Source organism: Pseudoalteromonas sp. S16_S37, assembly GCF_014694405.1.
Classification (GTDB): Bacteria; Pseudomonadota; Gammaproteobacteria; order Enterobacterales; family Alteromonadaceae; genus Pseudoalteromonas.
In genome coordinates, this window is the sequence record NZ_JAAUWV010000002.1 from 1 (window position 1) to 22,822 (window position 22,822).

Annotated in this window: 20 protein-coding genes and 1 pseudogene; 1 reads left to right on the forward strand and 20 read right to left on the reverse strand. The window is 43.9% G+C overall.

Translation table 11 applies throughout. From position 1 onward, the window contains the following. A pseudogene (locus HC733_RS01005) lies at positions 1 to 192 on the reverse strand (IS5/IS1182 family transposase); the annotation flags it as partial. 482 nt (positions 193 to 674) lie between these two features. On the opposite strand from HC733_RS01005, the gene HC733_RS01010 reads away from it, so the two are divergent. Further along, positions 675 to 944 (forward strand): helix-turn-helix transcriptional regulator, encoded by a 270-nt coding sequence (locus HC733_RS01010; RefSeq protein WP_190363200.1) that lies wholly within the window; start codon positions 675 to 677, stop codon positions 942 to 944. Positions 945 to 1,117: 173 nt separating this feature from the next. Here the strand turns inward: HC733_RS01010 and HC733_RS23000 are convergent, their stop codons facing one another. From HC733_RS23000 to HC733_RS01105, 19 genes are all read right to left on the reverse strand, one after another. Further along, positions 1,118 to 2,920, reverse strand: coding sequence for an eCIS core domain-containing protein (locus HC733_RS23000; RefSeq protein ID WP_238937393.1), 1,803 nt, complete (start codon positions 2,918 to 2,920; stop codon positions 1,118 to 1,120). Between the two features lie 86 nt (positions 2,921 to 3,006). Next, a complete protein-coding gene (locus HC733_RS01020; protein ID WP_190363201.1) occupies positions 3,007 to 4,719 on the reverse strand; it encodes an eCIS core domain-containing protein in 1,713 nt (570 codons plus the stop codon). Next, positions 4,716 to 6,140, reverse strand: coding sequence for an ATP-binding protein (locus HC733_RS01025; RefSeq protein WP_190363202.1), 1,425 nt, complete (start codon positions 6,138 to 6,140; stop codon positions 4,716 to 4,718). The genes HC733_RS01020 and HC733_RS01025 overlap by 4 nt, the downstream gene beginning before the upstream one ends. A gap of 8 nt (positions 6,141 to 6,148) precedes the next feature. Then, positions 6,149 to 7,240, reverse strand: coding sequence for a hypothetical protein (locus tag HC733_RS01030; protein ID WP_190363203.1), 1,092 nt, complete (start codon positions 7,238 to 7,240; stop codon positions 6,149 to 6,151). A 2-nt stretch (positions 7,241 to 7,242) separates the two neighbouring features. Further along, complete coding sequence (locus HC733_RS01035) at positions 7,243 to 7,848, reverse strand: DUF4255 domain-containing protein (protein ID WP_190363204.1); 606 nt, start codon at positions 7,846 to 7,848, stop codon at positions 7,243 to 7,245. Positions 7,849 to 7,863: 15 nt separating this feature from the next. Continuing rightward, the gene (locus tag HC733_RS01040; RefSeq protein ID WP_190363205.1) at positions 7,864 to 9,783 is read right to left on the reverse strand and encodes a hypothetical protein; all 1,920 of its coding nucleotides are present in this window, start codon (positions 9,781 to 9,783) and stop codon (positions 7,864 to 7,866) included. A gap of 9 nt (positions 9,784 to 9,792) precedes the next feature. Continuing rightward, a complete protein-coding gene (locus HC733_RS01045; protein WP_190363206.1) occupies positions 9,793 to 10,764 on the reverse strand; it encodes a hypothetical protein in 972 nt (323 codons plus the stop codon). Continuing rightward, positions 10,754 to 12,262, reverse strand: coding sequence for a hypothetical protein (locus tag HC733_RS01050; protein ID WP_190363207.1), 1,509 nt, complete (start codon positions 12,260 to 12,262; stop codon positions 10,754 to 10,756). The genes HC733_RS01045 and HC733_RS01050 overlap by 11 nt, the downstream gene beginning before the upstream one ends. A 24-nt stretch (positions 12,263 to 12,286) precedes the next feature. Next, on the reverse strand, positions 12,287 to 16,096 hold the full coding sequence (locus HC733_RS23490) for a baseplate J/gp47 family protein (protein WP_190363208.1): 3,810 nt from the start codon (positions 16,094 to 16,096) through the stop codon (positions 12,287 to 12,289). Beyond that, complete coding sequence (locus HC733_RS01060) at positions 16,093 to 16,488, reverse strand: GPW/gp25 family protein (RefSeq protein ID WP_190363209.1); 396 nt, start codon at positions 16,486 to 16,488, stop codon at positions 16,093 to 16,095. Before HC733_RS01060 ends, HC733_RS23490 begins: the two co-directional genes overlap by 4 nt. A gap of 1 nt (position 16,489) precedes the next feature. Next, positions 16,490 to 16,885 (reverse strand): PAAR domain-containing protein, encoded by a 396-nt coding sequence (locus tag HC733_RS01065; RefSeq protein WP_190363210.1) that lies wholly within the window; start codon positions 16,883 to 16,885, stop codon positions 16,490 to 16,492. Positions 16,886 to 16,904: 19 nt separating this feature from the next. Further along, positions 16,905 to 17,582 carry a phage baseplate assembly protein V gene (locus tag HC733_RS01070; RefSeq protein ID WP_190363211.1) on the reverse strand — a complete coding sequence of 226 codons (678 nt, stop codon included), beginning with the start codon at positions 17,580 to 17,582 and terminating at the stop codon, positions 16,905 to 16,907. Positions 17,583 to 17,611: 29 nt separating this feature from the next. Next, complete coding sequence (locus tag HC733_RS01075; protein ID WP_190363212.1) at positions 17,612 to 18,649, reverse strand: phage late control D family protein; 1,038 nt, start codon at positions 18,647 to 18,649, stop codon at positions 17,612 to 17,614. Positions 18,650 to 18,651: 2 nt separating this feature from the next. Further along, the gene (locus HC733_RS01080) at positions 18,652 to 19,287 is read right to left on the reverse strand and encodes a CIS tube protein (protein ID WP_203219196.1); all 636 of its coding nucleotides are present in this window, start codon (positions 19,285 to 19,287) and stop codon (positions 18,652 to 18,654) included. Then, the gene (locus HC733_RS01085; protein WP_190363213.1) at positions 19,287 to 21,131 is read right to left on the reverse strand and encodes a hypothetical protein; all 1,845 of its coding nucleotides are present in this window, start codon (positions 21,129 to 21,131) and stop codon (positions 19,287 to 19,289) included. Before HC733_RS01085 ends, HC733_RS01080 begins: the two co-directional genes overlap by 1 nt. A 6-nt stretch (positions 21,132 to 21,137) precedes the next feature. Further along, positions 21,138 to 21,605, reverse strand: coding sequence for a phage tail protein (locus HC733_RS01090; protein WP_190363214.1), 468 nt, complete (start codon positions 21,603 to 21,605; stop codon positions 21,138 to 21,140). Between the two features lie 134 nt (positions 21,606 to 21,739). Continuing rightward, complete coding sequence (locus HC733_RS01095; RefSeq protein WP_190363395.1) at positions 21,740 to 21,940, reverse strand: DUF6760 family protein; 201 nt, start codon at positions 21,938 to 21,940, stop codon at positions 21,740 to 21,742. Continuing rightward, positions 21,937 to 22,305 carry a phage tail assembly protein gene (locus tag HC733_RS01100; protein WP_190363215.1) on the reverse strand — a complete coding sequence of 123 codons (369 nt, stop codon included), beginning with the start codon at positions 22,303 to 22,305 and terminating at the stop codon, positions 21,937 to 21,939. Before HC733_RS01100 ends, HC733_RS01095 begins: the two co-directional genes overlap by 4 nt. Before the next feature lie 67 nt (positions 22,306 to 22,372). Beyond that, positions 22,373 to 22,816 (reverse strand): phage tail protein, encoded by a 444-nt coding sequence (locus HC733_RS01105; protein ID WP_190363216.1) that lies wholly within the window; start codon positions 22,814 to 22,816, stop codon positions 22,373 to 22,375. Positions 22,817 to 22,822: the final 6 nt, after the last annotated feature.

The following is a 22,822-nucleotide window of genomic DNA, read 5'->3' on the forward strand; positions in this document are numbered from 1 at the left end:
AGCCAGTAACCGAATGGGTTTTCCCAATGCGCCAGTATCTGCACTATAAAGTTGACCAAATTCGGCTTCTAAACGCTGCCAATCAATGATGTTGGCCAATTTAACCAGTTCGTGGTTGGGCGCCACGAGGTCAATCAATTCGATCGCAAACAGTTGCTTTTGTGGTGTATGGTTGGTCGCTTTTGGCTTCATTTTTAATCTCCATTTTGCAAGGTTTTGAGGGGTGAGAAAACAAACGTTGCAAAATGAGGATAGTAAGATCGTTTAGATCATCAAGAAGATCAATGCATTAAGTGATTTTCAGTGTCGACTAATTTGCCTGTAAGAATAAGCTGGGTGGCTGTTGCACCCAGCTTGTTTTACCCACTATACAGCCTTACCTTTTTGCTAAACGCCTGCCAAATGTACCTAATACGGCTATTTCCATGCAATTTCCCCCAAGTTACAAACATTAAGCGCATTTTTATGTATTTATTTTTCTGATGGGGAGATTTTTCCACACCGAACAGCAAATAATGTTAACACCAAGTAACAAAGTCGAAGTAAAACCATACACGGACCACGGTGTTTTGATGGTGTAAGTGATAGAGCTGACTTAAAAGCGGTTTAGCGAGGGCGTATCACTTTGGTTTGTAATCCAAGCCATTAATGCGGTTCTACTCTAGGAGAGCAACATGAAAAACAATTTAGCATTAAGAAAAGCACAAGTAGATAAGTTTAAGGATGAGCTACAAACCGGTATACGTAATTTGCGCAAAGAGCGCGGATTAACTCAAAAACAGTTTGGCGCTATTCTTGGTGTAGATCAGGCCACAATAAGCAATTTTGAAAGCGGTAAAACGGTAATGAGTATACTGCAAGCTTATGAGGTTGCATTGGTGTTTGGTAAAGATTTTACGGCCCCACGCCTGACTATGTCGAATCAACTTAGTTCGGCTCGCTAACTAACCTAAGCTCAGGGTAAGGGAGTTGATATAAAGCGCTTTTTCATATCCGTTACTGCGAGTTTAATTTTACGATTCTCTTAAGTTTTATTCCAATATGTTCCGCAAAACAAACGGCGCTTGTTGCGCCGTTTTTATCCTATACAAGTTAGCCCTATCTCAGGCAAGCTTGGTTATACGGGCGGTTTTATGACTAAGTTAGCATCATCAATAAACTTTCTGGCATATCCAATATTAGTCCCTTTGATTTTACCCGTGCGCTCTAATGCGTGAATCAATTCAGCGACATTAGCAAAGGCCACAATCTTTCCCTTTGATCTACAATAAGCCCAAATTGCGTCACTGAGTGCGTTGGCAAAACTTTTAGTGTAAGCGGGGCTGTCTGATATTTTCTTTTGTGCCGCTAAAGATAGCGTACCATTGCCTGTGTCTTTTATCTCTTGGTTAAGGTCATACTGAGCGTTTAAGTATGCTTGTTTTACGGGTGCAGGTGCGGCTGGCATACTCACTTTACCAGAGCGACTGGAAGTTGTGTTAGCAGCCGTTGGTTCCCCTTGTATCCCTGTCAATGTATAGCTTTTTCCACCACCAATATAATAGTCTTTTGAAATGGGATCTTGCGTTAAACTATCCGAATTAATGTAATAATCAAGCGGGCCAACCGCATCGGTTATATTTGTGTTGTACGCCTTCTTTTGATTGTCAGTCAATTTATGTGCGGGCAGTTTATCGGTTGAAGAAAAGTCAAGATCAACTTTTAGCTCCCACTTTGATGGCACCCGCCTTGGAAACGTGATGTTGGTCGTGGTTTGATCCATAGGGTCAACTTCTGCATCCATGTCAGCTTGTCGAACAACACCTCGGGTGACCAAATCATCGGCTGTTACCGTCACATTGTCAGACTGATAACTCAGCGTCACCGTTAAGGTAATGGCATCATTTTTGTTTCTTTGCCCAAATGTATTCACTGAACCTGCGGCAATCTCCGCTTCCACTATTTGCTCATAAATGGGGGCATTAAAATCTGCATTTTGTGGTGCTAAATTCCATTCCGTAAAGCTATCAATGGTGGTCGGCAGTAATTGATCACCAATCAAATGTCCGCCTTCATACAACTGCCCTCTCGCCCCATGCGCAATCAGTAACTCTTCATTCCCTAAATTACCAATGATGGCGGTTAGACTGTTGGGATCTCTACCACCCACAGGTCTGCGCGCACCTTGAATTTCTGCTTTAACCGATTTAGGTCTATCTCTAGAGACCGAGTAATCGGGGTCATTGCGATACATAATCCTGCTTGCATCGGTTGGACTTAAAAAGAAATCATTAATTCCGGGCAGTTGTCTGGCCAAAGCGCCCAATGGTGATTCTTCTTTTTTGGCATCGTGAGAAATAATTTTTGAGCATTGCACTATCCCAGCATGACTATGTGGTGCAGCACTGACATGTGCGTCACGATTGTCACTGGCGTTATTCGTTTTAGCAGCTCTTTGCAAAGCCTGTTCACCCATGCGGGTCGCTTCTAACTCTAAGCCAGCATTATCATTAACCGCAACACCGTCAATACTGGTAGTCGGTTTCACCCGTCCTTGCATCTGCTGAACTACATGGCCTAATTCGTGCGGTAGATGCTTTTCTTGACCAGTCCCTAGGTGAATATCTGCACCTTGCGCATAGGCGTTAGCTTGTACCGCTGCCGGTTTAGAGGAATTGTAATGCACTCTAACATGGTCCAAGTTCATGCCTGATAAGCTCTCCATCCCCGATTTTAGGTCATCGGGCAAGCCTGTATTATTGGCCATCGTTGTGTTTGCCTGCATCATTTGAATTTGCGCGCTTTGTGTCGTTACCTCAGCACGGGTATCTGTAAATGCGTTAGCCGTCATATTGGCTGTACTGGTAAGCTCAGCACGAAGGTTACTGATATGCTCAGGCCTGTTACTCTGTTTAAAATCCGCTTGTGATGACTTACTCATAGCTTTTCCGTTTCTATATACCTGCGTTAGTCAAATCGAGTTAAGTCCTAAGCGCAAATATTAGCAATTCTCTTTTTACTTTAAGGCTACAATAAAGGTTGTAACCCCTCCCACTCGTCTGGCCATTCGCCTGGTGCTGCCGATAACATTTCGTTGGCTGTGAATTCTTTTGCTCCCTTATGATGTGTACCATTAAGCCGCTCAACGGTTACATCAGCCAAGTTCACTCCGTAAAGCTGCAATCGCAGTAACATGTTAACCATCTCTTGTGCTCGTGGGTGATAATGGCCACTGTCATTTTTGATTTTTGTCACTTTGCCATCTTTTACAACAATAAAGCCTGCAGATAAAACATCAGAAAACCCGACTAAAGAGGAGTGAACAAAGTAAGGGCCATCAGTAAATGTTCCCGCATAGATACGTCCCCGCTTATCCATGGTGTAATGAACACCACCGTTGCTGGTGTTAAATAATGCAAATCCTGAATTTTTAAGAAAATCTTGCCAACGATAGGCTTTACCACTACGAAAAACTAATTTTGCTAAACGTTTTTGGCTGTCATTATCAAGACTGAATAAACGGCCATCAGGATCTGTATCACCAAATACCCCCCTTTCGTGCTGGGTACTTGTCGTATGTGGGAGTCGCTGATTATGCCTATTGTCCCAGTTGTGAATATCAACTTCTTGGTGTAGTGCTGAAAGACCGCGGTTTTCGCGTGCCATACTATTAACAACTTTGCTAAGTGAATTGGGTTTGTCATGCTGAGTAAGATAGCTAGTTAAAGAATGCTGCAGAGTAATTATACCTAGGCGGCGCGACTCTTTGCCCTCTAACTTTTTGCCATTATTTGGCAGGTTTCCACGATTAGTAAAATCTAAAGGTAGTTTTCCTTGCTTAACTTGATTGACTTTGCGTAGCCAAAAATTGCATGCCAGCAGTAAATGATTGACCCAAACGACTTGTTCATCTGGGTCGTTCGTCCCGTTATACTTAGCTAACAACTGGTCTATTTGGGTTAGCGCAGGATCACTGCTTCGCAATGCAAAATAAGTGTGTGTGGCCTCTTGAAATTGCTGCAATGTTGGCACAGTTTTGCCCCACTGTTGATAAAGCGCTTTTAATTGCTCAATTTGTTCAGCCGGAAACTGATAGTTAGTACGATGAACATTGCCGTTATCAACAACCTGCTGCTGCTCGGGGCTAATTACAGCTTGCACAACTGATTTAGATTGAATAGCAGCCACACCACTTCTTTTATCGCCCGATTCATTCGTCGGCTGAGGGGCGATTTGCGTCGCAATGTGTAACGCCTTTGCCCCCATAATATCTGCCTCTTTTTCTAACCCTGAGTCATCGTTAATGTGTATCCTACCTTTCATTTGCCGCGTTGGTTTAACCCGCCCCTGCTTTTGCTGAATGACATGCCATGCTTCGTGTGGTAAGTGTTTTTCTTGTCCGGGAGCGAGATGAATGTCAGCTCCTTGAGCATAAGCATGTGCTTGCAGCTGCGCGGGTTTATCTGAGTTGTAGTGTACTTTCACATCATCCAGTGAATAACCCGATAAAGTTTCCATTCCAGACTTCAACTTATCAGGTAACCCCGTGTTATTGGCTGACTGTGTCGCGGCTTGCATCTGCTGTATTTGCAAATCTTGGCTGGCTGTTTGAGCACGCTCATCAGCAAATGCCTGTATTGTTATACTGCGTTGCGAGGCTGACTCACTGCGCAAATTGCTATTATGCGCTTGTTTATTAGCTGGTTGCTGTTTTGCATCTAACTTTGGTGGCGTGTTCATACGCTTTTTCCTTCTTTCGCCAATTCTCGCCGTATGCCTTGCGTCAATTGAGGTAAGGTAATTTCCGTGCTGTTATTTTTCAGCGCCATTAAAGAAACAAAGCGAATGACGTTGCTTATTACCCCACCCGGCAGTTCAAATTGTTCGGCGACACTCTCAAGCGAAAAACTAGGTGGCCGAAATATACTGCTGTGGTTGAGTCCTTGCTGCCATAGCTGTAAGCGTTCGCGCTTGCTAGGCATAGGAAAGTATACAAAAGACTGAAAGCGGCGAATAAAAGCTTGGTCAAAGTTATCTTTAAGGTTACTCGCTAATATCACCACATTGGGGCAATCTTCGATGCGTTGTAGCAGATAAGCCGTGCCCTGATTGGCATAACGATCGTTAGAGTTGTTGATTTGACTGCGTTTAGCAAACAAAGAATCGGCTTCGTCAAAAAACAAGATCCAATTGTTTTTTTCGGCTTCAGCAAACACTTTCTCCAGGTTTTTCTCCGTCTCACCAATATATTTTGACACCAGTTGCGACAAATCTACCCGATATACCTGACGCGCATATTGCTTTGCCAACAAACTCGCCGTTAAGGTTTTACCCGTGCCTGGCGGCCCATAAAACAAACTGCGGTAACCCGGTTTAAATTGTTTGGCATCTTCTTTAGCTTGCAATTGCTCTCCAAACTCAAGCCAAGCTTGCAACTCTTCAAGCTGATTAGCCGTTTGGCTGGTTAACACCAGATCTGACCAAGCCTTTTGCGTTGTTAACGGGTGCGCTGGAAAATCAAGCTCTCTAGGTGTCCGAGCAGACACACCCAGAATATGGCGCTCAACTAGCTCAGGGGAAACCATCAATATCCCTGTTGTAAAAGGCTCATCAGGGTTAACGGGCATCGGCATTAAAATCAACTGTCGAAAAAGACGATGCTCAGGTCTGAACACCGTCATGTAAAACAACCGTTTCGATAAGTTTTGCCCCGCTAATAGAAATAGCGCGGTTTCGATGGTTGGTAAAAAACCGCCATGAACTTTAGCGTTAATACCACCGAACTCGCTGTAGATACGCTGATATAGCGCGTTTTTAGCAAAAAAGATGTCCAACAGCTGCGGCTTTAAATACGTGGCCAACGCTAAAATCAGGACTAAGCGTTCGGCGGTGTTGAGCTTTAATTGTTGCAACAAACTCACATACCTTCCCTCAGAAGAGGCGGGCAAATTTGGCGGCTGTGGAAGAGCCTCTTGCTCTGAGGTGTCAGATTTTGCCTCTTCTTTTCGAAAATACGCATGGATCCTGTCGTTTATGCACTGCTCTAACCACGCCAGTTCGCACTCAAGTACACTGGCATCAGCAGGTAAAACGCTATTCGCCAAATCTAAGCTCAACGGCTGTTCACTCAAATGTGAGGTCAAATCGCCTTGATATTCCATCTCAGCTCCTAAACATAAATATACATATCAGAAAACGCCTGACCATGCTCAATCACCAATTGATCCGCTCGCGGCGATGGTAGGTTATCGATTAACACGCCTTGACGCTTACCGCTGAGTGTTAGCCCTTTTACTCCTTGTACTGTAAGCGTAATCGGCTGTACGGAATCAAAGCGGAACACTCGAGTACCATCCGATTTTTGGAGCTGCTGCGGCGGATGGAAACGATACTCAGCCTTATCACTATCTATCGACAGCGCCTGCTGCTGATCAGAGAGATATCTAGCGACGACAAAATAGCGCCAGATAGTCTGACGTGCGGGCATAGACATGATGAAGTTTTTCTCGGTGATCACCCCAGTCTGAGCGTCGATGAACTGGCTATCAACAGGCAGTTCAGGCCCAGTTTGTAGTGTTAACACCGCCAAAGGAGCACGCCAGCAAAGATTGTCATCAACATAAAAAGACGCTTGCGCGGTACTTGCCCAAAACAGCTGATACTCTCCTGCTGGATAACCACGCAGGTCGATTTGCAAACCGTCACTGTACAAAGTGATTAGCTCTATCGGTAACTTTTCACCACTGTTTACAGCAATCAGATACCAATTTTTAGCCGTTTTCTGGGCTGGCTTGGTATATGGCCAAACAAATAGATGCTTTTGTAATTGATGCCAATTCCCCCCTTGTTGCCACTGCTCTTGTGTGGCAGGCATCATCAAACTTGCTAGCTGTTGATTGGCTGTTTGTTGGAGCTGACTGTTACGAAAATTCACGACACTATTTTGCGGCATATCAAATGCAGATATTTCAAGTAATGCGGGTAACAACGGATATAACGCAAATGTAAATGTTTGCCTCTGACGTAGTATTTGTGGCACAACAAAGCTCCCATCCGAGCGCGTTTCAGTCACCTCGCAATATAGTAATAACTGATTATGTTTAACCTTAAAGCCCCCACGACTGCGTTTTAATAAATACTCGCAAGCTGGTGTTGGTTTTATCTGCATTAGTTGCGGTGTGCTGGCATTATTCTGATCACCATGTGTTTTGTAGTATTCATGCTCCATGTTGAACTGGCAAAGCTTACGATAATGGATCATGCCTAGTCTCCGTTTACTCTTTCACTCATAGCAGGCTCACCAACACTGAGTTCGAGATCAATATTTTCCACTGGTGTATCAATACGTTGTATCTGTTGTTCCTGAATATCTATGCTACGTAGGCGATACATAACAGAGGGCATGTAGCGGCCGCCAAATAGGCTCCAAGTATGGTTATGCTCTGACACGTTTTGGGTATACAAAGACACGCTAAACGGCGCCATATCAGCTGGCATATCTGGGTTACTGGTTTGATCAAAGTAATTTTGGCTCTGAAAAAAAGCCAAGGCGGTAGAGATGTATTTCAGCGACTCACTGTAATCAGTAAAATTTGCCGCAACCAAAAACTCCAAACTAATAATGACAGGAGGGCGTATTTGTTCAAATTCGCTGTCCGTTAAGGTTGAACGATATTCGCTTTCCGATACCCTATCCTCAACAATCCGATATAAGGCTAACCCCAGCCCATTGTTCGGCATAGTCGATTGCCCTGCCTGATCAATGAGTGAAGTTAATACAACTTTTTCTTCAATCATTTCAACTTGAAGTTTAAGCCGAATAAACTGCCTTAGCGCATCACGAACCACAGTTAAAGCCTGATCTATCATCGTTGCATTCCTTGCTTAATTATCGTTCGTGAACAGCCATATCGACGCAGTAAAACACAACTTTTTAGGGACTTTTCTGGTATTCACCTGACCAACAGTAACCATCAATTTACCGCCAGTTAAGGATTGGCTGACCGATGCACCAGCGCCGATATTATTGACCGTTTCGGCTTGTAAATTAGTCGGCTCAGCTTGCTCAATAATGCCAGTCAGCTCCGAGTGCACCCCCCCTAAATCACTGACACCTTCAATCACTATGCGATACATGACAGACTGACCTTGCAGTGCTTGTGTGAGTGGCTCGACTTCAAATACCTGATCTCCTTTTTGCTGCCAGTTTTGATAAAGATAAAAGTCTCGTTCAACAACGCCCGATTGACTCGATAAGCTGGTTTGACTGCTCATGCTCTTGGCTGTAATTTCATCATCGCTCGTTAGGGCGTCAGTTAAATTGAGCGTTTTAACCTGCAATTGACCCGTTGCGGTTATGTTATTGGCGTTAAAAGTATCAGCAGACACACTTTGAGCGGTGACATTGCCTGTCACGCTAGCATTTGCGGCAACACTCAACCCTTGAGTAACCGTTACAGTTTTTGCAGTCAGTACCTCGCTGACGGTTAGATTCTGATCGACGCTAAGATAACCACTAACCGACAGATTATTTTTAACTGCCAGATCATCATTAAGCGTTGCATTACCAGTAAGTGTGAACCCCTTATCAACAATCAGCTTAGAGCCAACATCCAGTGTTGATGTCAATCTCATGCTATTGGCAGTGACGGTATCGGATACCGTCAGTTGCATGAGCTGAGCATGGGCAGATGGTGCGCTAATGTTGCCACTGGCTAGCAAGTCTTTACCGCTAATATTCCCTGTCGCAGTGACTGTGCCAGTAACAGCTAAGTTGCCACTGTTTAAGGTGATATCGCCGCTTTGGATAGTCAAACTACCATTATCCATATTCAGCGCGCCGTTATTGATCTGTAAATTACCAGCAGGGATACTGATCCCTTGTTTTGCTGTAAAGGTATCTGCGACTGAAAAGTTGCTGTTAATATTTAAATTAGCCGCATCTAACTGACCACTTACTGTAATGTTTTTTGCGCTAATGGTGCCACTGGTGACGTTTAAACTATCGCCGGTAATGGTGGCAGTTTGCGCACTTAACTCTCCATCTGTTTTAAGCTGTGTTTTGGCTTCTAGTTGATTGGTATATATTCCATCGCCAACTTTTAATGCGGCGGTTTTATCGTTCAGTGATGAGGTATCACCAACCTGTAGGTTTTGACTAACAGTCAGGGTTCCTGTTAATCCCAGTTGGTATGAATTATCGTTATCTATGTGCTGAATAGCGAATACATTGTTTACATCATAAATATTGATTCTGTCATCGTAATCAATATTGGCACTGCCTGTGGCCGAGTCACAAGTTAGCTTGCCAAGCACGACATACGCTTTATCACCTGAAAAGGTTTTACTACTGGAAAAAACCACCTTTGGAATTTCAACTATTTCATATGGTTTGGGGCCTTTGTCTGGGTCGATAGCCCCCTCTTTTTCACCATAGGTCAGTGCAACATAAAAAGTACTGCCATATTCACTAGGCACTGTATGGGTTGTTTTTTCAGGAAAAAACAACCCTTTGCTCAGCGACGTACCATTGATTTGCTCAGCTTCACATTGCGCGAACCCTGCGGTAATGGTCACCACCCATTGGCTTGCTTGGGTGCCATTATTGGTTATCGAGTTCTGAACCACGCTAAGTAATAATCCGTTAGCCACGCCAAAACTGTCATGTACATACTGATTGTGAAGACTCAACATTTGCATGCCATAATCTTGCTCAAGCGTAAAGTCACGACCTTGCAAAAAAAGACCATCGTAATAACTCAATCTCGTAAGGTAGCCTGCTGTATTGTTAGTATTATCTGCCACGATTTTTCCTCATTCTTTATCTTCTTTCGTTGTTTTTTCAGTCGCGATTTGTTGTCTAAGAACCTGTTCACAGTTTTGCCAACTGTTGATGGTTCTGGTGATTTTTTTTGCCTCCAGCGATGTATTCACACCAACCGTACAGGTCCCTCTTGCGCCAACTTGCAAAGGAGTGGTGGTGTAATTTAGCTGGAATTGAGTCTGTACCGGCTTTTCTTCGTTTATCCAAAGAAATAAGTTAGTAACTCTGTTGAACAGCGAAAGCGCCCTTTTTTCGCCATGATAAGATGCCGACACAGTCAAATTAATGATAAAAAAGCTGCCGAGCATTTTTCCGCCAAGTACCATGTTGTTTTGTGCTAATTGTTCGGAAACAGTACCAAGGCGACCGGAGCAAAAATAAACGTCTTTATTATCAATTTTCGGTTGACGATAAAAGCCAATGCCAAAGCTCCCCAAAATTTCAATCACCTGTGCGGGATAACCCGTTAAAATGCCAAATAAGGCTTCCATCCCTGATTTGGTTGTACGGATACGATAAATTGGAATGATGTTTTTTATTATTTGCTTTTGTTGGTAGTAGCTCCAATCTTGTTGCGCGACAACACCTAAACAACGAGACATCCAAGGGCCCAGCTCAGGAAATAAGCCGAGCGGAATGTTGTCTGGATCTGAATAAACAGAGGCATTGTCTATCATTCGCCCAAATGAAATCACCGTTTGTTTCGACTGTTCGTCCTGACTCTGTGTTCTCATGGCACTTTGAGAACCGTCTATTTGAGTAGGCAAATTTCCTTGAAAATGACTGCTCTGTAATGTGGACGATTGATTGCTGTCTTGCTCGATAACGACAGGTTCACTTTGAGTCAGCAAGGCCTCAAAAATATTCAGATAGCCAACTAAGGCCATGTTGACTTGCTCATCATCATAAGTCAGTGATGTAGGTAATAGTTTCAAATAGCTCGACAGTAAATCAGCGTTCATGGTGTTGACCTGTCAGTTGCAATCGCGAATAGACGATTTGGCTTTTACCAACCAGTTCCTGAATAATAAGAAAGCTAAAAGGCACATTTTGCCCTACGACTAAGTGACTGTTCTGCACCTCAGTTAGCGATTTACTGGAGCTTTGCGGGTCTTGTTGAGCGGCTTTTTCGCTGGCTTGTTGCGATATTGCATCGACCGCTTTTTGTAGTGACTGCAATGAATCAAGTGCTGCACGAGTTGCAGCTAATTTGGCCTCCAGCTTTTGCTGCTCGCTGGCTTGTGTTGCGGCTGAACCTTGTGCAAATAGGGTTAACTGCGTGGTCGCAGCTTCAAGCGTTTTAGTGGTCTCTTTGACCATCTCGGATAAATTACGCTGCAACGATGCAAAGTCACTGGGTTTAACCAAAATGGCCCATGGCCCAAAATGAGAGTCTTTATCTATATCAGTACCTGTAGTTGAAGACACGGCAGGAGAAGACTTGTAGTAAATCTGCAGCCCTCCTTTGGGTATCTCATGATTTGGTGTTTGCTGCTCACGCCTGACTAAAACAACATAATCATAGAGCTGCACATTGGTTACGCCAGCTACGCCATTTACCTCTCCTATCAGCCTAACAAGATCTGAGCTGACAAGAGAATCTCCCAGTGGCCAACCCGTATTATATCGACCGCCGGTAAATGCATTCACGTAACTTGCAACACGCTCATCAATGGCTGTTGTCACTGTGCTTGGCTGGCTTGAACTGATAAAAACTAAACTCACCGCCAAATCAACATTGGTATTATCTACCTGTCGCACTGATAGTAGTGTGCCCACAGGCCTTCGCGGCACAATAAAACGCTTGATAGCCATTAACATAGGCTCGATGGCAGGTTCAAATGGCTTGGCTTGCGCATTGCTTTCTCGCTCTTTTGGATCTGGCGCAGTATTGACTATGACCTCAATGCGCTTGACCTCTGCGTCAGATTCAATGGCGACTTCGGCATTAACAAAGATACGTCTTAGCTGTTGTAAATGACTTAAACTCTGCTGGCGATAGCGGATTTGCGGATTAAAAGGTATGCCCAACTGGCGAGCACATTCAATGTAGTAGGCCTCCAATGAAAGCGCATAGTAATCAACTTCTGCGATCACTCGGTTACTTGTGCTCCAATAGGCTTGGACCTTAGATGTGATGGTTGCCAGTCCCTCGCTAGTTTGGGGGGTCGGCCAATTTTTTAATTCGTCTAATAACTCCCTGTGCAGGCGGTCTTCGGGTTCATAAGCATGCTCACCGGCAACTAACTTTAAGTAGTTTTTGTAGCTTTCATCGGAAATATTGTTTGCCCGATATAGTAACGACTGACTGATCCAGCTCAACATTTCTAATATGGCTATCCCAGGATCAGACGGATTGAAGTCTGTCCATTGACCACTATATTGAGGTATCGAACGTACCAGATTATCCACCAGCTGTTGGTACGTCAGGTCATCAAGATTTGGAATGTCTATATTCATTAACTGTCCTGCCAGTAAATCCGATTAAAAGGTGATTTTAATTTCACCGGGTAAGGGTAAAGATCTTTCACCAAGGTGAACTTGAGTAAACGAGCCACTGCCCAACTCATCTGTTGAGCTGTCAGCTTCCAGCATGTGCGCGTCACCGTCCTGCTCTAACGCATTTGTTTTGTCCAAATGATTTGTAGGATCTGAGCTGCCTTCACTATCAAGCAGTCCGGTAAGTGCAGAGACACTCGCAACACTCGCAACCCCTGCGGTATTGAGGATTTCGACGACCCCGTCAACATTGCGGATCACATTACTGACTTGTGAAGAGAAAATGACCGCGCCAAAGTCCCACCCTTGATGATCTACTTGCCCAATCACAGGGTCCAAAAACTGCTGCAAAGCCGCAATAACAGCTGAACGGACCGAAGCCTGAGTATAATCAGGATCGATGGTTAACTTGGCGGAAACGGTGATTAGGGTATAGTTGGGCGCGCGGATGATAATTTGATTTTTTAATGTCGGTAATGCCCTTTGCTGCAAGTAATTAGCAACTTTTTGACTGAGATCTGCACCAGGGTAATAGCTGCCATATAAGCTATCGGGCACAATTATGATTTCAATTAAATGTGGCGTACTCTCTTCCTGATAGCATTTGGCTCGTGCTACCAAATTAGTGGATTGCATCGCCAAAAATTGAAAATCATCCAAGGTCACAGCACGGTCTCGAGTTTGTATCACCTGTGGTGCTCGGGCAAGAAAGTCACAAGTGGGCTCTTGAACTTGTTTGCCAATCGCTGCCTCATAATTATTCACAGCACTGACATTGGGCAAGTGCTTAAGTAATTTGGTTAGTTCGCCAGCATCAGGCATTACCAGACCACTATTGCTGCGCTGATACCAACGAGCAACAATATTGTTCTTTAGTGCAGGTGGGATCATGCCTCTCACGCCATCACCAAAGGTGATAGTGCCTGTGTAGGGGTCTATCATGTAATGTCTGGATTTAGGCCCTGATAATTGCAATGAAGGCACGGCTGCCCAGCGAACCCATATCTCTTTAATACCATTATTAACGACTTCTCGAATGGCCTCTTTACCAGATTCAAGTTCGATCATTTTGACCTGCTCAGGGACGGGCCAAGTCATCTCGCGTACTTCTATTTGCTGACCGGGGTAAACCAGACTTGGGGTGATCTGAAATTGTTGATTTTCTGTTTGATTACTTGTACCCAATACCTGATTAATATGTGTGGTATAGTCTTCTGCCCACACTGAATTGGGATAAATTCCTTTAACCTGTATTCCTTCCAATAGCTCGCTCTGCTCAGACTGATTTTTGTCTTTTTCCTGCGGCTCAGGTGTCGGTACCGTCACTAACGATGAGGTATTTTTTTTCTGGTTATCAAATTGTTCAATAAACTTGGTTCGTCTGAGACGTACCCAAAACATCGCAGAAGTGCCTGAAAATAAAGTATTCTTTTTTGCCGCAGGTACATTACGCTGTTCAGCCAACTCCTGATCTGGGAGGTGCCAAGCAATCATGCCACTACGGGTGAGGTTTTCCGTTTGATCAACATCCAACGGAAGCGTTTGCCACCCCTCGTCACTGTAATATTGATAACCTACACCATAGTCATTCTTACCGGATGTTTGCTTAGAAGGGTTGGGTATTGCAAAAGAGAAATAGCCATTCCACTTAAGCTGACTGACATCTCCCTGAAACCCTAAAAAGAAACTTGGATCGCCACTGATTGCGTAAAACGGAAAGAATGGTAACGGTAGGTCTTGCCTTGTTTGAAAGTTGTTCTCACTGATATTGTGTTCAATTGTTCCATTTGTCTTCGTATATTGCAGCGTCAACGCACTCATATAAGGTGCGACACAATTTTTTTTACTGCCGATGACCCACCCCTGCTCGGCTAAATAAGTCAGTATTTTTTGCCACGTGATCTCATCGTCGAGATACTTTTGCATATTTTCATCGAGCGATGGATTAATGCTGTCCAAACCCGAGTAGTCGAGTACCTTTGACCTTGGCTTTACTTGAACTGGAGACTTATAGTCAAATAGTGAGTCAACAGATGAGCCCATCAACTTCTCTATAATTGCTTTGGCACCAATATCAAACAAACCAAGCAAGCCTCCTGGCAGCCAAATAGATTCGTCTTTATGCTTAAAATCTCCCAAAGCCATCAGCTCTTTTAGCTTAAACTCACTTTCATTGGGGATCACACTGTCCTGCCAGTGTGTCGCGAGTTGCTCTAGCTTACCTGCTATGGCTTGTTGCAGCTGCTTCTGTTGCTCTAAATCCAGTGGCGTAAGTGTGTAACGATCACCGTAGTCACCATCGATTATCTGAACTCGGATCCAACGACTCACCACATCATTTATTTTTGCCAATCCGATATTAGGGCAAGTGAAGTTAATTTCAACTTCAGCTTCTTCAATACCCGGTAAGTCAAAATTAAACACGGTGCCGTTGGGAAGAGTCTGCCAAACTTCTTGTTTATTTTTCGTGTCGCGATACTTTATCCAGTTGTATTGTGGTAACGGCTGCCATTGCAAGCCATCAAAAAATTGCCATGCTAATTGTAAGGCTTTGCTCGGAACACCCGGATTGATTAACAAGTTTAGTGTGACATCAAAACCTTGTTTGAACGCTTCTTGACTAGCAAAGTAAAACACGTCTTTGGGGGCTGGGTTGTTGCCAAATACATAGAAGCCTTTTTTGGCACTGACTTGACTACTATTGACAAACAAACCATCCCACGGAACATTCTGAGCACTCAAACTAAACTGCAGGTCGGTTATCTGACCAATCATAGGCATTTGTGGGCCAAGTGGCCCTGACTCGACATCTGTTTTTTGGCCACTCTCTGCGCTTGGCATATCGAGAGTATGAGCACTATTTGGAAGGGTACTGGGTTGCCATATTTTAGCCTCTGACTTAGCCAAAGTGGAGGCTTCAAGCGTCCAGATAAGATAATGAGCAGTTTGCTCAGCAATCGTACCTGAGTACAAAACTAACTCGTTAAATGTCACCGAAAGTTCATTCCCCTGCCATGCCAAAGTGGGTTTTAGCTCAACCTGCTGCCCTTTATCATCAAAACCAAACCAGCGGAAAAAAGCCTCGGTTTCTTTATTGCGCTCACCAGTTTCCCCCTGCTCGGGGTGCACTTGATCAAATTGGATACGCAAAACTAACTGTGCAGCAGTTTGATAATCAAAGTAGGAACTGCTGAACATCATTGCATGGCGCAAATATTCAAGGTTAGGAGTCGGCTTGCCATCTGTATTTATGTGATTTGAACCAAGAATATTAAAGTTCTGCTGCTTGCCCACCACAGTGCTTGTAAGGTCAAGCGTAGAATCAGAACTGGGATCAACAGCATAGGCAGCAACTAAAGCCAAATTGCTAGCACGCAGTGGCTCTATTGTCTCATACACTATTTTTTGATCTTTGGCCGACGCAACCTGTACACCAGAAGGAATCAATATGGGATCTTGCACCGACTTATCGAGGCTGAAAGACAACAATACCTGTGCCGGCTTGGGAAGCTGCATAGTCAACCCAAGAAATTGATAAAAACTAAGCAACTGCTTTTGCGGTAATTGGTTTATTCGTCTAGATATTGTGTCGCACAGTTGGGTAAATAGTTTTAGTAACACAATGCCAAGATCTTGCTCATCGAGCTCCGCTTGATGAACGTTAAGCCATTCAGGGCAATAAATACGTGCTAAAGCAAGAGCCTGATGATAAACATCTTCACTACTTCTAGGGTCGACTTTGCCTAATTGATAGCTCGGCTGTTCTGCGTCTAGTGCCTCTTGTACCTGGGTCACGCTTGATTACCTTGTAAGTAAAACGGATAAACCAGGTTTCTTGATGAGTTAATCGCTTTTACTTTATATTCCAAATGGATATTCAATTGGTTTCGATTACTCAAGTCGGTAACCGCTTTCACCGTCAATACTTCGATTCTCGGTTCAAACTTATCCAAAGCTTCACGTACCATAAATTCAAACTCAGTTGCCGTGGCATTATTATTAGCAGCAAATACCAGCTCGTTAATGCCACACCCATAATCGGGCCGCATTAAACGCTCACCTTTGCGCGTCGCCAATATCTGTACAATTGATTGCTCAACTAATTCATCACCGTCAGCTTGTTGCGCTTGTCCATATTTGAATGAAAAAGGAAAAGCAAAGCCCCTTCCTAAAAAGCTCTGATCCATATTACTCTCCAATCAACACATTACTGATCGCAACAACCGTACCCACAGGTAAATCAGTTGGATCGTTACATGTCAGTGCAATATCCGCTGTTCGGGCAGCCATTTTACCGTTGATAAACACTGTCGCACTGCCGGTTATAATCTCTCCTTTGTTGCTCGGTGGTTTTTCAAAAGGGCCTCCCATCGGTATGTGTGGTGGAAGGTTATTGGCGACTGAGCCAACGGTGGCCGCAGGTAAGCCATTTATCTTAACGTCTGGGCTGAGCTTTTGATTAAGGATGCCATTAAAAGGATTTGGTAATGGCGTCGGTATAGGCCCCCCAGGAGAGGGGATCATCACAATATGAATATCAACGGCAATTACTTTATCACCCTCTTTAGCTGCTGGCATCCCCATGGTTATGTCTCCCTATTCATTAGTTGAGATTTATCGTAATGCCTTTAACGGATACGCTGGCACCAGACTTGATACTCGTCGTAGCACCTGACTCGCTCGAGAAGGAATTTTCGGCTTTGATCTTTACCTCTGCCCCATTGAGTGACACAGCATTACTAGCATTAAGCTTAATGTCTTGTGCATTGATGGCGACGGTTCCTTTAGTTGCGCTCAAATTGATGTCCTGATCGGTGCTGATACTAATGGTGTTGTCTTTGGTTGCAATGACGATTTTGTTGTTGCCTGTTTTATCTATGATCTCTACAGTTTCTTGCGAGTCTTTGTCATTAAAGCGGATCACCGAACCACTGCGCGAGCGGATCTCACGAATGTTATTCTCACCGTCTTCATTATTTTGTGGTGGCGTATCCACTCCGTTGTACAAAGCCCCAATAACATAAGGGCAATTGATATTGCCAAATGCAAACGCGACTAACACTTCATCGCCAACTTCAGGCAAGAAATAGCCACCGCGATCTTTGCCCGCCATAAAACTCACCATTCGTATCCAGTCTGATTCAAGGTTGTTATCTAGCATCGGATAACTGACCTTGATCCGTGCCAAATTTTGCGGATCTTGATTGTTGGTAACGAGCGCTATTACCACGCCTTGTATCAAAGAAGAGCCACTAGTTTGAGCGTCGAGTAATTCATCCATAGTCTTATCATCATTCTTATAGACAGCGGCTAAATAGCCGTCTTTTTAACACTAAATTGAGTCTGATAATCTGCATCCCCTAGGGTATGAGTTACCGAACTGACGTAATAGACACCGCTAAATTTGCTGCCAATGCCTGTTATTTCGATCGTTTTTCCCGCTCTAATGCGGTTATTGCCGAGGCATTGTCCTGAGCCAGTCAAAAATTCAAGTAGCAGATCGTTGTATTTGTCTCGAGCAAGGTTTTGAGCATTGTGCAAGTCAGCAGGATCGGAGGCTTGTAATACCATAGGAGATTTTTCACTGGCGATGGAAAAGCCACTGTCTGGCTTGCCCATTTTGCTGTCTTCATCACCTTGTCCCGCGGTGCCCGAAAAAGCCTCTTTTTTCAACATATCCCAGCCTCGTACTTCAACACTGCTGCCCTGCTCCAAGTTGTTCAGGCTGACTGAAAAGTCGAACAAAGAGACGCCAAATTGCAAACTCGCTGCCGGTGCATCATTTTCTTGAGACTTTCTGAAAATCAGTTGCTTGTGGCTAGCTGATAATTCATAGCTGATGCGTTTAGCGCGAGCCAATAGAAATTGAAAGTTACTCTGATTGTTCTGGTTGATCTGCTCATACTGTGTGTCGGTTGAGTCTACATCAGCAGAGAGGTTTTCTTGACGGGCTATCTGAGCGGCAATATCACTGTCAGACATATTTTTAAATGCCTGAGTACGCGTACCAAAAGTCAATTTATGCAACCAAGAAAATCCGCTGATATCAACCGATGATTTGTCACCAAAGTTGACATGCATACTGTCAATCGAGCCAGAGATAAGCTGTACTGTTTGATCCATACCAAGGTAAATGTCAATGCTATCACCTATCGTAAATAGCTCTAGGTCTATGCCCTGCCATTTCCCTTGCTGCAAATTAACCGTATCAAAACTAAAACTAAATGAAGACGGCGCATCCAGATCTTCTTTAACCGTTACCTGTGAAATATATTTTTTGACTTCGTTGCCCAACTTACTGCCATTAAGATAGATATCAAAGTTAGGTACTTGTATCTGACGTCCCATCGTTACAACGGCTCCTTATTGGCGATATCGGGGATTAGTAAGCGTCTGCCAATATCGGCTTTGGTCGGGAAAGTTAACGGATTAGTGATCCGGTTATTATCAGCAATTAAGCGCCATAATGCTGGGTTGTTAAGTGTTTCGTTGGCGATTAAATCGAGCCTATCGGCGCTGGTGACAATCCAAAATTTGACACAAGCCTCCTTGCCCGAATAATCCGATTCATCTTTATCTGTTAGCCATGACGTAAATGTAACTTGCAATTCAGCTCGCACAGGCACGCCACTGGGCAAAAACATAGTAAATTTTTGTTGCACCTTGCTCACAACACCGCGATAGCTAAATCCTCCCCAACTGAAAATGCAGATGGGCGGTCGCTTTGTGTTCGTACCAGTAACTGTGGGGATCGCAAGGGCTGAAATATCATTAGTCATATTTCGTACATCAGCGCCCGTCTCGTAACTGTCGAAAAACAACGACACGGAGAAGTCTTCCAATTCGCTGCGGTTGTATTGCAAGTTGCCATTGTTTTGTGCGTATTTAGCACTGGTAACAAGTTCATACTCTTGTGGATTGAACATGACTTCAATTTTTTTATTACTCTCATCAACATTAATAATGCTGGCTTTACTCATGGTCATCAGGCTAATCCTCTGCGTCGTTTTTCAAAGCGCAAGCGCTGATTTATCAATTGATAAACTTCATCTGCGACCTGACGGGTTTGTGATTTGGACAATGCACTGTGTGATCGCTGGCCAAACGGCGGAGACTGTTGCTCTGGCGTAAGCACTGAGGGGGGCTCCGCTTTTGCAGTTGACATTGAATTGTGTACTTGGGCATTTGACTGATTGAGCGCCCACTTTGTGCCATCAATAGATGTTGATACAGTGCTAGGTAAAGTCCCAGAGGACCCTATAGAGCTGGTTGGTTTGTCTGTGGTTGTGTATACCAAAGTTGCGCGACTGTTATCTTTGGCCGTGCGCGATAACTGTTTAGTGGGGGCTTCAACAAATGTGGCTTTGTTAAACATGCCTGCAGCCATAATTGATGAAGATTGACTGCCTAAGTGAAGCGGTGTTTTGGTAACAATAATACGGCTGATATCCGAGTTCGCATGCTCCTGATTCGCTTTATAGTTAAAACTATCTTGCTCCTCGATGTGTTTTTGGCGCTTCTGCAAAGCCGATTTAACAATACTACCCGTCACTCTTATTATTTCTGACGAACTTAGCACTTGGGTCTGTGGCGAAGATAAATGACGGTACAGCATTTCCCCCGCGATATCTTCAGCTCTATCGACCCGATTGTGTAAGCCATCATTTGTCATCCCTAGTGGTGATGAAAAGCTTGTCTTCTCGACGCGAGCCGCTCCTTGCCACAGCTTTTGATACCGCTCTTGGTAGGCTGGCACTAAAGAGCGACTGTGCAGCTTTGCTACCGATTGCTTCAACTGAGACGAAGTTAAGGATAGCTCATTAAAAAAAGCTTTATGTAACTGAGGGTTGAAACCAGATTGAGTCCAGTTGTGTAAATAGTTCAGCGGCTGGCTGCTACTTGATTGATTACCAAGATCAGTTTGCATATTCGCGGCAAACGCGCTCGAAATTGCGTAAGGCATCGTCTGGCGCAGTGAATGATATTGCATACTATATTGATAGTTTGCGAGCGAAGTATTATTGCTGGACGTATCAGCATTGATGCTGAAATTGTCAGTCCATAGCTTAGGTAAAAGCTTGCTCTGATAGGTATTTTGTAACTGCTGCCTATCATTAAATGTATTGATGATAAGCGGGTGACTGACCATGATAGGTGTCTGTTGTCGACCGTGCGCATTATTCAACGAGTGATTGCGCTGACTCAAGTTTCTAAGACGCCTGTTATCCTGCGGGTGTTCAACCAATAATACGCGCTTTTGTGGCTCTACTTTCTCGCTGCGCAAACCTTGCCTCTGCGGCGCATTTTGCCGTTGTGGCTGTTGTATCAGCGCCCCAAAATGGCGACCTATTTTATCGTGCTTGCCCTGCAGCAGCAGCTGTAATGGCTTAAAAATTTTCTCTTGATGAGCGGCTTTTCCTTCTAGCATTGTTTCTACCATCGGCAAGAATGAACTAGCCTGCTTGGGCAATTCTCTTTGCTGGTCGATATTAGGCTTAACAACTAGTTTCGCTTGCCGATGACTATTGGGCACTAGCATGGGATTGAATTGATAATAAGCATGCTTATTTATCAATGTGCAGTTTTTGCTAATGTGATTGTGTATATGTTGATCTTGATTAGTTGCCTTTGTTAAGTGGTGATAAACCAATTCAACCTGATCATCAGCAACTCTATGTCGCATCAGATAACCTGAATAAACATTATTAAAGAACGCTTGATGTCTATTAACAGTATGTGTATCGAGCAGATCATCTGCTGAGGCAACAACGTATGCAGCCTCAAAAGAAGGTGTCTTAAGAATAACCCTTGCTGATAGGTCAATGGCCATAGCGACTTACACCAACACTTTTTTCAGTTGGCGATAAGCAAGCGTCATGCTATGAGTCGCAACCTCATTACCCTGCGCGTTTAATGCGGGACCTTGCCAGGAGATAGGATAAGCATGGAAGAAATTCCAATAGGTTTGGCTCTTGGCATCCGAGTCATAAAGATAGATACTGCCATTGCGCGGCGTAATATTTCCATCAATTGTGCTTTGAAACCATTTCCACATAAAATCATTTTGGGAAATACCATTTTTAAGTACAAGATCTGTATATGTTGCCTGCTTAATGAATTTGTACTCAGTGTGATTGTCGCCACCAAACTGTCGCCGCTCAACTTCTAATTCAATACCAAGCCCAGAAACTTCACTATAACCTGCAGCCTGAATTCCATCGATCTCTACAACAAAATTAAAGTTGCGAAATGGATCAATCAAATAAGATAGACCTTGATTAAGTAGTCCATTTAATGTCGACATGACCAAATCCTCGCTTCAGATTCATTAACTTGTGGCCCGATAAACAAAAGCCAAAATAAATACAATTTCACTTCGCCCATTGCCCAGTTACTCCTTCATCGGTGTTTTACCCAAACAAACCCTGCTGGCACACTTTAGGTAATAGATAAAATTGAACTGGATGTACTGCTTGGCTCATTATCTTCGTTTACTCTACGATTTATGGCACTGGTGTGATTAAGCCATTGCTGCCGTTCCGCATGCTCCATGCCCAGTAAGGTGTCATAACTCCAATGCAAGTAATAACCTAAAAATGCTATCTCCTCATGCAGGCGTTCATAGGGATAGCTTATTATTCCCCCGAGAAAGACAGCTCCGTATCAAAAGAATGCTCACACTGCGGACATACCACAGGTACACCCAGCCCATCTTTATGGTTTATGCGGTTATAGGTTTCTTGCAAAAAGGCAAAATCAGCACTGAACAGGTTTTCAATAACCTGAGTATTAATTGCATCTAACGTGCCTAAGCGGATGAGCACACGTGATAGCAAAATCACTGATAAGTAGCCGGGGTTTTGCTGTACTCGAGGGTCACGCATTGGCTGGATCTCATCACCTGCCGTTGCTAAACGCATCGTGCATTCTTTGTGTAGATCTCCTTTACTATCTACATACCCACGGGGTAAAGTAAGCTGATATTCTGTCTTTAACATTGTCATATTTGTTAGGCCCTACCTGTTAATCAATGATAAATAGTTACGGGTGAATAGCACCCGTAACTACACGTTATTTCACTCTTTCAATACCTTCATGGGTGATCTCAAAGGTTTCAATTAAGACGTCATTCCCCTTCGCATCAAGTTGGCCACTTTCGTACTTGGTCGGCCAAGCAAACAAAATATCCCAGCGACACTTATCGGCGCCCGTTTCATCGATTAAAATGATCGAGATATTTTTACGCGCACTTCCCGCACCAGTTGTTTCAACCTGCTTTTTCCACTTATATAAATCCAAGCTGTCGGTGATCCCTCGTTTCAAACTGACCGACCCAGAGCTGGTTAACCCAGATAAATGTCGAGTGCCAGGCGGATATGTACCTTCACGATACTCAATATCTGCGGTAGTGGAATCTGGAATAGTTACTTCAGAGAAACCAGCTATTTGAATTCCTTCTATCTCAACCCTAAAACGAAAATTCTGATATGGGTCGATTCTTTGTCCTGCTGCCATAACTCA

What these genes read in the sequence shown, in the direction of transcription:
- HC733_RS01010 (WP_190363200.1), top strand. Translation starts at nt 675, where the DNA reads ATGAAAAACAATTTAGCATTAAGAAAAGCACAAGTAGATAAGTTTAAG.
- HC733_RS23000 (WP_238937393.1), bottom strand. Translation starts at nt 2,920, where the DNA reads ATGAGTAAGTCATCACAAGCGGATTTTAAACAGAGTAACAGGCCTGAG.
- HC733_RS01020 (WP_190363201.1), bottom strand. Translation starts at nt 4,719, where the DNA reads ATGAACACGCCACCAAAGTTAGATGCAAAACAGCAACCAGCTAATAAA.
- HC733_RS01025 (WP_190363202.1), bottom strand. Translation starts at nt 6,140, where the DNA reads ATGGAATATCAAGGCGATTTGACCTCACATTTGAGTGAACAGCCGTTG.
- HC733_RS01030 (WP_190363203.1), bottom strand. Translation starts at nt 7,240, where the DNA reads ATGATCCATTATCGTAAGCTTTGCCAGTTCAACATGGAGCATGAATAC.
- HC733_RS01035 (WP_190363204.1), bottom strand. Translation starts at nt 7,848, where the DNA reads ATGATAGATCAGGCTTTAACTGTGGTTCGTGATGCGCTAAGGCAGTTT.
- HC733_RS01045 (WP_190363206.1), bottom strand. Translation starts at nt 10,764, where the DNA reads ATGAACGCTGATTTACTGTCGAGCTATTTGAAACTATTACCTACATCA.
- HC733_RS01050 (WP_190363207.1), bottom strand. Translation starts at nt 12,262, where the DNA reads ATGAATATAGACATTCCAAATCTTGATGACCTGACGTACCAACAGCTG.
- HC733_RS01060 (WP_190363209.1), bottom strand. Translation starts at nt 16,488, where the DNA reads ATGGATCAGAGCTTTTTAGGAAGGGGCTTTGCTTTTCCTTTTTCATTC.
- HC733_RS01065 (WP_190363210.1), bottom strand. Translation starts at nt 16,885, where the DNA reads ATGGGGATGCCAGCAGCTAAAGAGGGTGATAAAGTAATTGCCGTTGAT.
- HC733_RS01070 (WP_190363211.1), bottom strand. Translation starts at nt 17,582, where the DNA reads ATGGATGAATTACTCGACGCTCAAACTAGTGGCTCTTCTTTGATACAA.
- HC733_RS01075 (WP_190363212.1), bottom strand. Translation starts at nt 18,649, where the DNA reads ATGGGACGTCAGATACAAGTACCTAACTTTGATATCTATCTTAATGGC.
- HC733_RS01080 (WP_203219196.1), bottom strand. Translation starts at nt 19,287, where the DNA reads ATGACCATGAGTAAAGCCAGCATTATTAATGTTGATGAGAGTAATAAA.
- HC733_RS01085 (WP_190363213.1), bottom strand. Translation starts at nt 21,131, where the DNA reads ATGGCCATTGACCTATCAGCAAGGGTTATTCTTAAGACACCTTCTTTT.
- HC733_RS01090 (WP_190363214.1), bottom strand. Translation starts at nt 21,605, where the DNA reads ATGTCGACATTAAATGGACTACTTAATCAAGGTCTATCTTATTTGATT.
- HC733_RS01100 (WP_190363215.1), bottom strand. Translation starts at nt 22,305, where the DNA reads ATGACAATGTTAAAGACAGAATATCAGCTTACTTTACCCCGTGGGTAT.
- HC733_RS01105 (WP_190363216.1), bottom strand. Translation starts at nt 22,816, where the DNA reads ATGGCAGCAGGACAAAGAATCGACCCATATCAGAATTTTCGTTTTAGG.